Origin of the sequence: Streptomyces sp. NPDC093544 (genome assembly GCF_040683495.1) — a bacterium.
In the GTDB taxonomy this organism is placed as follows: Bacteria; Actinomycetota; Actinomycetes; order Streptomycetales; family Streptomycetaceae; genus Streptomyces.
In genome coordinates this window covers 380,194-392,913 of the sequence record NZ_JBFBEA010000003.1, presented here as the reverse complement: position 1 = coordinate 392,913, position 12,720 = coordinate 380,194, and the positions used below count along the sequence as shown (strand labels likewise).

The 12,720-nt window shown below is 69.8% G+C and carries 10 protein-coding genes and 1 pseudogene; 9 read left to right on the top strand and 2 right to left on the bottom strand.

What is annotated here, in order from left to right; genetic code table 11:
* Positions 1-15 precede the first annotated feature (15 nt).
* Both AB0N66_RS06075 and AB0N66_RS06070 read left to right on the top strand, forming a co-directional pair.
* A complete protein-coding gene (locus AB0N66_RS06075) occupies positions 16-1,281 on the top strand; it encodes a sensor histidine kinase (protein ID WP_365429388.1) in 1,266 nt (421 codons plus the stop codon).
* Positions 1,271-1,930 (top strand): response regulator transcription factor, encoded by a 660-nt coding sequence (locus tag AB0N66_RS06070; RefSeq protein WP_365429385.1) that lies wholly within the window; start codon positions 1,271-1,273, stop codon positions 1,928-1,930. The genes AB0N66_RS06075 and AB0N66_RS06070 overlap by 11 nt, the downstream gene beginning before the upstream one ends.
* A 42-nt stretch (positions 1,931-1,972) precedes the next feature.
* Here AB0N66_RS06070 and glgX read toward each other — a convergent pair whose 3' ends face one another.
* A complete protein-coding gene (glgX, locus tag AB0N66_RS06065; protein WP_365429382.1) occupies positions 1,973-4,228 on the bottom strand; it encodes a glycogen debranching protein GlgX in 2,256 nt (751 codons plus the stop codon).
* Positions 4,229-4,382: 154 nt separating this feature from the next.
* Here glgX and AB0N66_RS06060 point away from each other — a divergent pair, with 154 nt between their 5' ends.
* From AB0N66_RS06060 to AB0N66_RS06035, 6 genes and pseudogenes are all read left to right on the top strand, one after another.
* Positions 4,383-5,615 carry an Ig-like domain-containing protein gene (locus AB0N66_RS06060; RefSeq protein ID WP_365429379.1) on the top strand — a complete coding sequence of 411 codons (1,233 nt, stop codon included), beginning with the start codon at positions 4,383-4,385 and terminating at the stop codon, positions 5,613-5,615.
* 179 nt (positions 5,616-5,794) lie between these two features.
* Complete coding sequence (locus AB0N66_RS06055) at positions 5,795-7,045, top strand: Ig-like domain-containing protein (RefSeq protein WP_365429376.1); 1,251 nt, start codon at positions 5,795-5,797, stop codon at positions 7,043-7,045.
* A gap of 80 nt (positions 7,046-7,125) precedes the next feature.
* Positions 7,126-7,893 carry an enoyl-CoA hydratase-related protein gene (locus AB0N66_RS06050; RefSeq protein WP_365429373.1) on the top strand — a complete coding sequence of 256 codons (768 nt, stop codon included), beginning with the start codon at positions 7,126-7,128 and terminating at the stop codon, positions 7,891-7,893.
* 250 nt (positions 7,894-8,143) lie between these two features.
* Entirely contained in the window at positions 8,144-8,752 is a 609-nt protein-coding gene (locus tag AB0N66_RS06045) for an ATP-binding protein (RefSeq protein ID WP_365429492.1), read from the top strand.
* Between the two features lie 262 nt (positions 8,753-9,014).
* Positions 9,015-9,875 carry a polysaccharide deacetylase family protein gene (locus AB0N66_RS06040; RefSeq protein WP_365429370.1) on the top strand — a complete coding sequence of 287 codons (861 nt, stop codon included), beginning with the start codon at positions 9,015-9,017 and terminating at the stop codon, positions 9,873-9,875.
* Positions 9,875-11,058 (top strand): annotated as a pseudogene (locus tag AB0N66_RS06035) (YncE family protein). The gene AB0N66_RS06040 and the pseudogene AB0N66_RS06035 overlap by 1 nt, the downstream one beginning before the upstream one ends.
* A gap of 23 nt (positions 11,059-11,081) precedes the next feature.
* On the opposite strand, the gene AB0N66_RS06030 reads toward AB0N66_RS06035, so the two are convergent.
* Positions 11,082-11,720, bottom strand: a complete 639-nt coding sequence (locus AB0N66_RS06030) for a GNAT family N-acetyltransferase (RefSeq protein WP_365429367.1) — start codon at positions 11,718-11,720, stop codon at positions 11,082-11,084.
* Between the two features lie 56 nt (positions 11,721-11,776).
* Here AB0N66_RS06030 and AB0N66_RS06025 point away from each other — a divergent pair, with 56 nt between their 5' ends.
* Positions 11,777-12,691, top strand: coding sequence for a MerR family transcriptional regulator (locus AB0N66_RS06025; RefSeq protein ID WP_365429364.1), 915 nt, complete (start codon positions 11,777-11,779; stop codon positions 12,689-12,691).
* Positions 12,692-12,720 lie beyond the last annotated feature (29 nt).

Sequence of the window (12,720 nt, the reverse complement as noted above, 5' to 3'; positions counted from 1 at the left end):
GTGCAGACTGGGGGCATGACCGCGGCGGACACGCAGATCGAGCGGCGCTGGGAGCAGGTGCACACCTGGGGGCCGTACGGGCTGCTCGGCATCGGTGCCCTCCTCGCAGCCGTCAGCAGCGAACTGATGAGTGCCCCCGGCGAGTGGTACGCGGCCGGGGGCCTGGTCCTCGCCGCGATCGTGCTCCAGCTGTGGTGGAACGGCACCCGCTCCCGCAGGGCCGGGCATGGCCGGATCCCGTCCCGGGCCGGGACGGCGTACTACGTCGTCCGCTGGGTGATCGCCTTCGCGCTCGCCTGGATCAACCCGTTCTTCGCGTTCTACGCCGCCACCGGCTACATGGACGCCGACGAGCTGATCCCGGGCATGTGGCGGCGGCTCGGGCTGTTCGCCAGCGCGATCACCGTGGCCGGCTCGCAGTCCGGCGGCCTGCCGCCGAAGAGCGTGGCCCAGTGGATCGGGTTCGCCGGGCTCCTGGTCGCCAACTCCGCCCTGCAGACGGTGGTCGCCCATCTCACCGAGCAGGAGGAGCAGCGCTCCCACCAGCGGGCCGAGACCATCTCCGAACTCGAACGCACCAACACCGCCCTGCAACAGGCCCACGACGAGAACGCCGCCCTGCACGCCCAACTCCTCGTCCAGGCAAGGGAGGCCGGGGTCGCCGACGAACGCCGGCGGCTGGCCGCCGAGATCCACGACACCATCGCGCAGGGCCTGACCGGCATCATCGCCCAGCTTCAGGTCGTCGCGAACGCCCCCGACCTGGACATCGCCCGCACCCACCTCGACCGCGCCGCCGGCCTGGCCCGCCACAGCCTGGGCGAGGCCCGCCGCTCCGTGCAGAACCTCGCCCCCGTGGCGCTGGAGAACGACGGACTGCCCGAAGCTCTGAAGAACACGGTCGCCGAATGGGGCGAACGCACCGGCGTACGCGCCGAGTTCACCGTCACAGGACCGGCCGAACAACTCCACGACGAGGTCTCGGCGACCCTCCTGCGTATCGCCCAGGAAGCCCTGTCCAACACCGCCCGGCACGCCCGCGCCACCCGCGCCGGCGTCACCCTGACCTTTCTGGGCGACGAGGTCATCCTCGACATCCGCGACGACGGCGGCGGCTTCGACCCCCTCGCCGTCCGGGAGCGCACCGGAACCGGCGGCTTCGGCCTCGACGGCATGCGCGTCCGCGCCGAACGCATCGCGGGCCACCTCACCGTCGAGTCGGAGCCGGGCCACGGCACCGCCCTGTCGGCTCGCGTACCGTTGGTCCGCCATGACCCATGACGCACCGACCCATGACGCACCGATCTCCCTGCTGATCGTCGACGACCACCCCGTCGTACGGGACGGCCTGCGCGGCATGTTCGAGTCGGCACCCGGGTTCACCGTGCTCGGCGAGGCCTCCAACGGGGTCGAGGCACTCGAACTGGCCGCCTCCCTCGACCCCGACGTGATCCTGATGGACCTGCGTATGCCGGGCGGCGGCGGTGTCGAGGCGATCGCCCGTCTCACCCGCACCGGCGCCCGCGCCAAGGTCCTCGTCCTGACCACGTACGACACCGACTCCGACACCCTCCCGGCGATCGAGGCGGGCGCGACGGGCTATCTGCTGAAGGACGCGCCGCGCGACGAACTCTTCACCGCCGTTCGCGGGGCGGCGCAGGGCCGCACCGTTCTCTCCCCGGCGGTGGCCTCCCGCCTGGTTTCCGCGGTCCGTGCTCCCAAGACGCCCGGCAATGAGCCGCTTTCCGCGCGCGAGCGCGAAGTGCTGGCCCTGGTCGCCAAGGGCACGTCCAACCGCGAGATCGCCCGAGTCCTGTTCATCAGCGAGGCCACGGTGAAGACCCACCTCACCCACCTGTACGCCAAGCTCGGCGTCAAGGACCGGGCAGCGGCGGTGGCGGTGGCGTACGACCGGGGGATCCTCGGCTAGCGCGACCGGGCCGGCTTCCGGGAACAGGGGCGCCGGGGCCGCTCACCCCACCACCCGTAGCAACAGCACCGCCCGAGCCGGCACAGTGATCCCCGCCCCCGCCCGATGCACCACCCCGGGGGCCTCCGCCTGCTCCTCCCTCGACGTGTCGACCACCACTTCGTACCGCGAGGCCCAAGGCGGCCCGGGGAGGACGAAACTCACCGGCCGGTCCCCGGCGTGCAGCACGGCGAGGAAGCTGTCGTCCACGACGGGCGCCCCGCGCGCGTCCCGTCCGGGGATGTCACGCCCGGACAGATACATGCCCAGCGTCGCGGCGGGCGCGTACCAGTCCCGCTCCGTCATCTCCGTGCCCCGCGCGGTGAACCACGCCAGGTCGCGCAAGCCGTCCACGGAATGCGCCCGCCCGGAGAAGAACGCCCGTCGCCGCAGCACAGGATGCTCGTGCCGCAACGCGATCAGCCGTGACGTCAGCTCGAACAGCGCCCTCCAGCCGGGGTCGTCGAGATTCGACCAGTCGACCCAGCTGACCTCGTTGTCCTGGCAGTACGCGTTGTTGCTCCCTCGCTGGGTCCGCCCGAACTCGTCGCCGGCGACCAACATCGGGACCCCGGTCGACAGCAGCAGGCTCGTCAGCAGGTTCCGCAACTGCCGTCGCCGCAGGGCCCGCACCCGCTCGTCGTCCGTCTCTCCCTCCACCCCGCAGTTCCAGGCGCGGTTGTCGTCCGTACCGTCCCGGTTCCCTTCGCCGTTCGCCTCGTTGTGCTTGCGCTCGTACGAGACGAGGTCCCGCAGCGTGAATCCGTCGTGCGCGGTGACGAAATTCACCGAGGCGTACGGTCGCCGCCCGCCCCAGGCGTAAAGATCACTCGATCCCGAAAGCCGATATCCTAGATCCCGCACATCGGGCAGCGCCCCCCGCCAGAAATCCCTTACAGCGTTGCGATAACGGTCGTTCCATTCCGTCCACAGGGGTGGGAAAGCGCCCACCTGATATCCGCCGGAACCCACATCCCAGGGCTCCGCGATCAGCTTCACCCGCCGCAGCACCGGATCCTGCGCGATGACCGCCAGGAACGGCGACAGCATGTCGACGTCGTGCATGGACCGTGCGAGCGCCGCGGCCAGATCGAACCGAAAGCCGTCGACCCCCATCTCCTGCACCCAGTACCGCAGCGAGTCCGTGATCAGCCGCAGCACATGCGGCTGCACCACATGCAGGGTGTTGCCGCACCCCGTGTAGTCCGTGTAGCGCCGCGCATCGGACTGAAGCCGGTAATACCCGCGGTTGTCGATACCGCGCAGCGACAGCATGGGCCCCAACTCGCCCGCTTCCGCCGTGTGGTTGTAGACGACATCGAGGATCACCTCGATACCGGCGGCGTGCAGCGCCCGTACCATCCTTTTGAATTCGCCGACCTGCTGACCGGTGGTTCCGAAAGCGGCGTAACCGGCGTGCGGTGCGAAATAGCCGATCGAGTTGTAGCCCCAGTAGTTCTTGAGGCCTTTCCGCAGCAGATGGTCCTCGTGCGCGAACTGGTGCACCGGCAGCAGTTCCACGGCCGTCACCCCCAGCTTCACCAGGTGGTCGATGGCGGCGGGGTGTGCAAGCCCGGCGTATGTGCCGCGGAGTTCCTCCGGAATCCCGGGGTGCAGCCGGGTGAACCCGCGCACATGCAGTTCGTAGATCACCGAGTCCGCCCACGGGGTCTTCGGGCGGTGGTCGTCCGACCAGTCCTCGTCGTCATGGACGACGACGCCCTTGGGGACGTACGGCGCGGAGTCCCGCTCGTCGCGCACGGTGTCCGCGACCTGCTGCTGGGGCCAGTCGCGGACATGCCCGTACACCTCGGGCGGCAGGCTGAAGTCGCCGTCCACGGCGCGGGCGTACGGGTCCAGGAGCAGCTTCGCCGGGTTCCAGCGGGCGCCGGTCCAGGGGTCCCAGCGGCCGTGCACACGAAAGCCGTAGCGGCGGCCGGGGAGCACTCCGGGCACGAAGCCGTGCCAGATCTCGTGGGTGAGCTCGGTCAGCGGAACCCGGATCTCGGCGCCCTCCTCGTCGAAGAGGCACAGCTCGACGGCCTCCGCGCCGCCCGCCCACAGCGCGAAGTTGGTGCCCGTGACGCCGTCGGGGCCGACGCGGAAGCGCGCGCCCAATGGGGTCGCGGCGCCGGGCCACACGGACACGGCGGGCGCCGCCCGCGCCGCGCCGTTCAGCAGGGGGGCGGGCTGCGCGGGCAGTACGCCGCCCGTGGCATGCCCCTCCTGTACTGCCTCCTGCTCGGGTGCGCTCGACACCGTTCAGCCTCCCGCGGCTCGATGGAACGCAGCCAAAATGGGGTGTGTGGCGTCCCGGCCACCGTCCCCCCATCGCGTCGTTCTCCCCACTGTTCTGCCCAGCGCTTGGCTCGCACTCACGTTTCCCCAGAGGGGCGCAGTCGTTGGGCCCCCTGTGAAGCACGTACAGACACGCGCGCGGCGCGCAGGGGCCGCGCTGGCCGCCGCACTGACCTGGGCCGGACTGCTCGCGGGAGCCTCCGGCTGCACGTCGAACCCAATGGACGAGGTACTCGGCAAACCGCCCTCGCCCGAGGACGTCATCCGCGTCTCGCCCGACGACAACAGCAAGGCCGTACGCCCGGACGAGTCGCTCCAGGTACGGGTGCCCAGCGGGCGCCTGGAGTCCGTGCGGGTCGTCAAGGAGCAGGACGCGCAGGAGGCTTCGGTGCCGGGCCGCATCTCCGAGGACGGACTGCGCTGGCGGCCCCACGACGAGGGGCTCGCGCTCGCCGCCAGGTACACCGTCGATGTGGTGGCCGTCGACGGGTACGGGCGGCGCTCGGCCCGGCACACGACGTTCACGACGTACGTCCCCGACGAGCGGTTCATCGGATACGTCACCCCGGAGAACCGCTCCACCGTCGGCACCGGAATGATCATCTCCCTGGAGTTCAACCGGGAGATCGAGAACCGGGCCGCCGTCGAGCGCGCGATCCAGGTGAGCGCGAAGCCCGCGGTGGAGATCCGTCCGCACTGGTTCGGCAAGGACCGCCTGGACTTCCGGCCCGAGAAGTACTGGAAGCCGGGCACGGAGGTCACGGTCGACCTGGGGCTGCGGGACGTCGAGGCGGCCCCGGGCGTGTACGGGCTGCAGTACAAGACCTTCTCGTTCACGGTCGGCCGCAGCCAGGTCAGCCTGGTCGACGCAGCCGGTCACACCATGGACGTACGCCGCGACGGCGAGCTCCTCGCCACCGTGCCGATCACCGCGGGCGCCCCCAAGAGCACGACGTACAACGGGAAGATGGTGGTCACCGAGATGCTCGAGGTGACCCGGATGAACGGCGCCACGGTCGGCTTCAAGAAGGCCAACGGCAAGGGCGAGTACGACATCCCGGATGTCCCCCACGCGATGCGCCTCACCGACTCCGGGACCTTCCTGCACGGCAATTACTGGGCACCCGGCGTCTTCGGCAACACCAATGTCAGCCACGGCTGCGTGGGTCTGAAGGACGTGAAGGGCGGCAGCTCGGGCACCCCGGCGGGCTGGTTCTTCGACCGCAGCCTCATCGGTGACGTCGTCGAGGTCGTCAACAGCAAGGACAAACAGGTCGCTCCCGACAACGGGCTCGGCGGGTGGAACTTGAACTGGAAGCAGTGGAAAGCGGGCGGCGCGGTGAAGTAGGACGACAAAGGGATACGCGCGCGGTGACCCCGGCTCGCCCCCCACACGGCCCAAGTTGGGACTGAATGGTGACAGTCCTGGGGAGCCATCGCTTCTGGCTGTGTGATTAATTAGCGCGATACGCGCGTGGGACGCGCTGGGGTGCGGGCCTGACCAGGCCGTGCGAGGGGAGAACGAACGTGAACGGGCGACCGATATCGGGGCCGTCGGTTGGACCGCGGACACAGAGACGCAAGGGGATCCTGGCACTGCTGCCGGTGGTGCTGTTGCTCGCCGTGACCGCGTGCGGCGGGGGAGGGGACTCGGACTCCGGGTCCGGGGACGGCAAGGGCAAGAGCACCGGGAGTTCGGGGACGGCGGACACCAAGGTGTCGCAGGCTGTTGTGACCATCGCCCCGAAGGACGGTGCGGGCTCCGTGGCCACCAGCGGCGCCCTCAAGGTGACCGCGGCCAAGGGCAAGCTGACCGAGGTCACCGTCGAGGACACCAAGGGCAACGACGTCGACGGTGAGATAACGGGCGGGGGCACCACCTGGACGCCCTCGACGCACCTCGCGTCGGCCACCAAGTACAAGGTCCACGCGGTGGCCGAGGACTCCGGCGGCCGTGAGTCCGCCGAGGAGTCCGCGTTCACCACGCTGACCCCGAAGAACACCTTCGTCGGCATCTTCACGCCCGAGGACGGTTCCAAGGTCGGCGTGGGAATGCCCTTCTCGGTCAACTTCACCCGGGGCATCACGCACCCGGAGGACGTCGAGAAGGCGATCACCGTCAAGACCGAGCCGGCGGTCGACGTGGAAGGCCACTGGTTCGGCAACGACCGCCTCGACTTCCGTCCCGAGGAGTACTGGAAGGCCGGTACGAAGGTGACGGTCACGCTCAACCTCGACGGCGTCGAGGGGCGGCCCGGTGTCTACGGCGAGCAGGCCAAGACCGTGTCCTTCACGATCGGCCGCAGCCAGGTCTCCACCGTCGACGTCAAGACCAAGACGATGACGGTCAAGCGGGACGGCAAGACCATCAAGACCATCCCGGTGACCACGGGCAAGCCCGGCTACGACACCTGGAACGGCCAGATGGTCATCACCGAGCGCCTCACGGTGACCCGTATGAACGGTGAGACGGTCGGCTACGGCGGAGAGTACGACATCAAGGACGTACCGCACGCCCAGCGTCTGACCACCTCCGGCACCTTCATCCACGGCAACTACTGGGGCGGCGACGCCTTCGGCAACTACAACGCCAGCCACGGCTGCATCGGTCTGAAGGACGTCCGCGGTGGCTACGACGGCCAGGTGGCCGCGGCCTGGTTCTTCAACCAGTCGATGACCGGTGACGTGGTGGTCGTGAAGAACTCCAACGACAGGATCGTCGACCCGGACAACGGCCTCAACGGCTGGAACATGTCCTGGGAGAAGTGGAAGGCCTGAGCCTTCGGCTTGTACGGGCCCGGTGTGCTGTGACTGAGCACACCGGGCCCGTTGGCGTTAACGGCTACTAACCTGCTCCCATGACTGTGCATCTTGAAGTTGCCGAGGGCGTCGGCACCATCCGTCTCGCCCGTCCGCCGATGAACGCGCTGGACGTCGCCACACAGGACCGGCTCAAGGAGCTCGCCGAGGAGGTCACGGCCCGGGACGACGTGCGCGCGGTGGTGCTGTACGGCGGGGAGAAGGTGTTCGCGGCGGGCGCGGACATCAAGGAGATGCAGGCCATGGACCACGCGGCCATGGTCGTACGGTCCCGGGCCCTTCAGGACTCCTTCACCGCCGTCGCCCGTATCCCCAAGCCGGTCGTCGCGGCGGTCACCGGGTACGCGCTCGGCGGGGGCTGCGAGTTGGCGCTGTGTGCGGACTACCGCATCGCCGGCGAGAACGCGAAGCTCGGGCAGCCGGAGATCCTGCTCGGCGTGATCCCCGGCGCCGGCGGCACCCAGCGGCTCTCCCGGCTGATCGGCCCGTCGCGGGCGAAGGACCTGATCTTCACCGGGCGGATGGTGAAGGCCGACGAGGCGCTGTCGCTGGGCCTGGTGGACCGGGTGGTCCCCGCCGACGAGGTGTACGCCCAGGCGCACGCGTGGGCCGCGCGGCTGGCGCAGGGGCCCGCCATCGCGCTGCGTGCCGCGAAGGAGTCCATCGACGCGGGTCTTGAGACCGACCTCGAGACCGGGCTCGCGATCGAACGCAATTGGTTCGCCGGGCTGTTCGCGACGGAGGACCGGGAGCGGGGGATGCGGAGCTTCGTGGAGGACGGGCCGGGGAAGGCGAAGTTCCGCTAGATCGTCCGCCGAGAGTCAGCTGGATCGTCTGCCGTGAGTCAGCTGGATCGTCCGCCGGGAGTCCGGCAAACTGGCACCACAAGTTCCGCTGATCCACTTGCAGTTGACGGGATGTCTTACCCGGTGTCCCCCGAAGGGCTGGTTTATGTGAGCCTTAAGGCAACCTTAAGGCTGCCTTGCCGGGGGAGATCGGACATTGCCTTCAAGTAGGCAGTCCTGGCAGGTCAGATGGGCTGTCGTGAGGTCCGAACTGCCTGCGGCATATGCCGATCGGCCGTCGCGGAATGGGAGGTTCCGGGGGGCGTATTCCTTCGGAACGGCCCCGAAGGGGGCTCTGGGCGGCCATGATGGGGGCATGGCGGGGCTGGAAGGTATCGAACCGCCGCGGCGGCACGGGAGTGCGACCGCGGCGCGCTGGACGCCTGCGGTCGAGGACGAACAGGCGCTCAAGGCGGTCGAGTTGTTCGGCAATCCGGTAGAGGCGGAGGTGCCGCTGCCGTCCCGCCCGGAGTCCGCGGCCACCGCACGGCGGCTCACGCAGGTCGTCGTCCTGCGGCACTGGGGACTCTCGCCGAAGATGACGGAAGACGCCGTGTTACTGGTCTCCGAACTCGTCGGCAACGCCGTACGGCACACCGGCGCCCGCGTCTTCGGGCTCCGCATGCGCCGCCGCCGGGGGTGGATCCGTATCGAGGTCCGCGACCCCTCCCGCGGCCTTCCCTGTCTGATGCCGGTCCACGAAATGGACCTGAGCGGCCGCGGCCTCTTCCTCGTCGACAAGCTCTCCGACCGCTGGGGCGTCGACCTCTTGCCCCGCGGCAAGACCACCTGGTTCGAAATGCGTGTCGCCGACCGCTGATCCCGCCCCGTCCCGGCTGTGCGGAAACCCCGGCCGCTCGGCGACCGGGGCTTCCGGGGCGTCGCGGAACGAACAGGGGTGTGAACCGCGATACCGGCGACAACCATGGCCCGGGTCAATGGGTGGAGGTCGCACCGCCGACTATCGCAGACGTGGGTGACTGATCCAAAGGCCCCTCGCGCCCCGCACGCCTCCCATGTCCCACTTTGCGACCCGCCCCCCAATAGGCGTAATCACATCTTTTCCCTGCAATTCGCCTTAAATGGTGCGGGTGACCACGCCCGATCACCTCCCACAGCAGCCTCCGGAAGCAAGCTCCGCACGCGCGGCGCCCGACCGGCGGGTGGTGTTGCGTTCGGGCATCGCGCTCGCGGCCGGGACGGTCGGGGCCGGGACACTCGCCGCCGGGTGTTCCGCGACCGGGGCCGTCGCGCACCCGGTCGCCCGTACCCGTAGCGCACCCCCGGCCGCCCCCGCCCGCAGCGCACCTGCGGCCGCTCCCGCACCCCGCCGCTTCCCGGACCAGCCCGTGGAGATCGTCCACGGCCCCCGCACTCACCCCCAAGTCGCCCTCACCTTCCACGGCCAGGGCGACCCCGCCATCGCCAGGGCGGTCCTCGACGAGGCCGAGAAGGGCGGCGCCCACGTCACCGTGCTCGCCGTGGGGAGCTGGCTCGACGAGCACCCGGACCTGGCCCGCCGCATCCTCGACGGCGGCCACGACCTCGGCAACCACACCCTGCGGCACCTCGACATCAACGCGATGTCCGAGGCGGAGGCGGACGCCGAGATCCGGGGCTGCGCGCAGCGGCTGCGCCGGCTGACCGGCTCCATCGGCACCTGGTTCAGACCGTCCCGCACCGCCCACGCCTCCCCGCTCGTCGAAAGCCTCGCCCACGGCGCGGGCTACCCGCACGTCCTCTCCTACGACGTCGACTCGCTCGACTTCACCTCGCCGGGCGCCCCCGCCGTCACTCGCAAGATCACCGGCGAGGTCCGCAACGGATCCGTGGTGAGCCTGCACTTCGGGTACGCGGACACCGTCGCCGCGCTGCCCGCCGTCCTGGAAGACCTGAACCGCCGCGGCCTGCGCGCGGTCACCACCACGGAGCTGCTGAGCTGATGCACCGGAACCTTACGAAGCGCGCCCTGGTCGCGGCGGCGGCCCTGGCCGCCCTCGCCGCCTGCGGCACCGACTCCAGGAACCACGCGAACGAAGCCCTCGGCACCAAGGGTGCCGCCGAACCGGCCCTGCCCAAGAAGCCGCCGGCCGCCCAGGGCCTGCCCGGCATGCCGCCGGTGCTCGACCCGACGGACGTCTACGCGGCCGACCGCCCGGGCAAGCTCTCCCCGGCGGTCAAGGACTTCCCGTCCCGCGTCTACGTCCCCAACACCGAGTCCAACACGGTCTCGGTCATCGACCCCAAGACGTACAAGGTCATCGACACCCTCCACGTCGGCCGCCAGCCCCAACACGTCGTCCCCTCCTGGGACATGAAGACACTCTGGGTCAACAACAACCGCGGCCACACGCTCACCCCCATCGACCCGAGGACGGGGAAGGTCGGCAAGGAAGTCGAGGTGCACGACCCGTACAACCTCTACTTCACGCCCAACGGCAAGTACTCCATCGTCATGGCCTCCCTCGACCGCGAACTGGTCTTCCGCGACGCGCACACCATGAAGCGCGTCAAGACCGAACCGGTCAGCTGCTACGGCGTCAACCACGCCGACTTCTCGGCCGACGGCCGCTACTTCATCGTCTCCTGCGAGTTCAGCGGCGAACTGCTCAAGGTCGACACCGAGAAGATGAAGGTGATCGGGCAGCAGAAGCTCCCGTTCGAAGGCGCCATGCCGCAGGACGTCAAGGTCTCCCCCGACGGCAAGAAGTTCTACGTCGCCGACATGATGCCGACGGCGTATGGGTCCTGGACGGCGACAAGTTCACCCAGCCCACCCTCCTCCCCACCGGCAAGGGCTGCCACGGTCTGTACGTCAGCCGCGACTCGCACGAGATGTACATCTCCAACCGCGGCGAGGGCTCCGTCTCCGTCTTCGACTTCACCCAGAACAAGCTGACCAAGAAGTGGCACCTGCCCGACGGCGGCAGCCCCGACATGGGCGGCGTCTCGGCCGACGGCAAGGTCCTGTGGCTGTCCGGGCGTTACAACGCGGAGGTGTACGCCATCGACACCCGCACCGGCGTCCAGCTCGCCCGCATCCCGGTCGGCAGCGGCCCGCACGGCCTCGCCGTGTACCCGCAGCCGGGCCGCTACTCACTCGGCCACACCGGTATCTTCCGCTGACCGAACGGCAGTTGTACGTGGGCTCAGTGCGCGGTGAGCAGCGCCTCGGCGCCCACCGGAACGTAACCGGCCGCCTGGAACGCCCGCAGACTACGGGCGTTCCCCGGCGACAACTGGGCCCACACCGGCTCGCCCCCGCTCAGCTGCCGCGCCGCCGCGGCCAGCGCACGCCCCAGCCCCCGATGCCGTACGGCATCGTCCACCTCCACCGCGGCCTCCAGCCGCCCGGCGACCCCACGCCCCAGGATGAGCACACCACCGTCGGCGGCCCACACCCGTACCTCGTCGCGATGCTTGAGCGCGCGTGCGACCCGGTGGTGCTCGGGATCGCCGATCTCGGTCAGCGTGAACGGTGGCTTCCCCGGGAGCGGCGCGGCCACGGCGAGCAGGTCGATCGTGTCGTTCGAGCGCGCCGTGTGATCCATGAACGCGGCGAGGAACCGCGGATTCATCGTCGCGGCGAGCGCGTCGCAGTCGATCCGGTCCAGGGTTTCGCGCACCCACTCCTCGTCCTCGTCGGTGAAGACGACGGAGTGCGCGGTGAAGGCGAGGACCCCGGCGTCACGGTGGGAGTGCTGGCGTACGACGGTCGTGCCGCCGTCGGCAGGCGGGAAGACGTCCCGCGCCGCCGCGTCCAGAATGTCCCGCAGAGTGTCAGCCATGACGCCCCGTTCCCTCGCTTGAGTCTCCACCCACTGGAAGGCCCAGACTCCCAGACATGATCGAAGACGGCACCGGACTGTTCACCATCGGAGAGCTCGCCCGGAGCGCGGGCCTGTCGGTGCGCACCATCCGCTACTGGTCCGACGAGGGTGCGCTGCCTCCGGTGGCCCGTTCGGCGGGTGGCTACCGGCTGTACGACGCGGCGTCCGTGGCACGCCTCCAACTCATCGTTACGTTGCGGGAGTTGGGCCTCGGACTGAATGACGTACGACGTGTCCTGGCGGGTGAGACCACGGTCGCGGAGGTCGCGGCCGCGCATGTCGCCGCACTGGACGCGCAGATCGGTTCCCTGAAGGTGACCCGGGCGGTGCTGTCGACCGTGGCGCGACGTGGTTCGACCGCAGAGGAGATGACACTGATGAACAAGCTGGCGCGGCTGTCGGCCGCCGAACGGAGGCGGATCATCGAGGAGTTCGTGGGCGAGATGTTCCACGGGCTCGACACCGCGGATCCGGTGATCCGCGAGCGGATGCTGAACGCCGCCGTGGACCTGCCCCAGGAGCCGACCCCCGAGCAGGTGGACGCGTGGGTGGAGCTGGCCGAACTGCTGCAGGAACCCGGCTTCCGGGCGCAGATGCGGAAGGTGGCCGAGTTCAACGCGGCCGACCGCGGTCGCGACACCCCGGTCGGTGCGTCCTTGTGGTTCGCCCAACGGCTCGTCCAGCTCGCGGCGGAAGCCCGCGGGCGGGGGGTCGAGCCGGAGTCGCCGGAGGCCGAGCGGATTCTGCGGGAGCTGCTCGGCGACGCCGACCCCGCCGACGTACTGGAGCGCCTTGCGGCGCCCGCCAACGATCAGGTCGCCCGCTACCGCGAGCTGCTGATCGCCGTGAAGGGCCAGTCACCCCTCGCCGCGCACCGCGAGGAGTTCGCCTGGGTGGTCGCCGCACTCCGCGCTTGCCTCGCCCGATAATCTGACCTCCGTTAACGAGGCAGTAATGC

Bases quoted from the DNA above. Each gene is read 5' to 3' on its own strand.
- AB0N66_RS06075 (WP_365429388.1), top strand. From the start codon at position 16: ATGACCGCGGCGGACACGCAGATCGAGCGGCGCTGGGAGCAGGTGCAC.
- AB0N66_RS06070 (WP_365429385.1), top strand. From the start codon at position 1,271: ATGACCCATGACGCACCGACCCATGACGCACCGATCTCCCTGCTGATC.
- AB0N66_RS06050 (WP_365429373.1), top strand. From the start codon at position 7,126: ATGACTGTGCATCTTGAAGTTGCCGAGGGCGTCGGCACCATCCGTCTC.
- AB0N66_RS06040 (WP_365429370.1), top strand. From the start codon at position 9,015: ATGGTGCGGGTGACCACGCCCGATCACCTCCCACAGCAGCCTCCGGAA.
- AB0N66_RS06030 (WP_365429367.1), bottom strand. From the start codon at position 11,720: ATGGCTGACACTCTGCGGGACATTCTGGACGCGGCGGCGCGGGACGTC.
- AB0N66_RS06025 (WP_365429364.1), top strand. From the start codon at position 11,777: ATGATCGAAGACGGCACCGGACTGTTCACCATCGGAGAGCTCGCCCGG.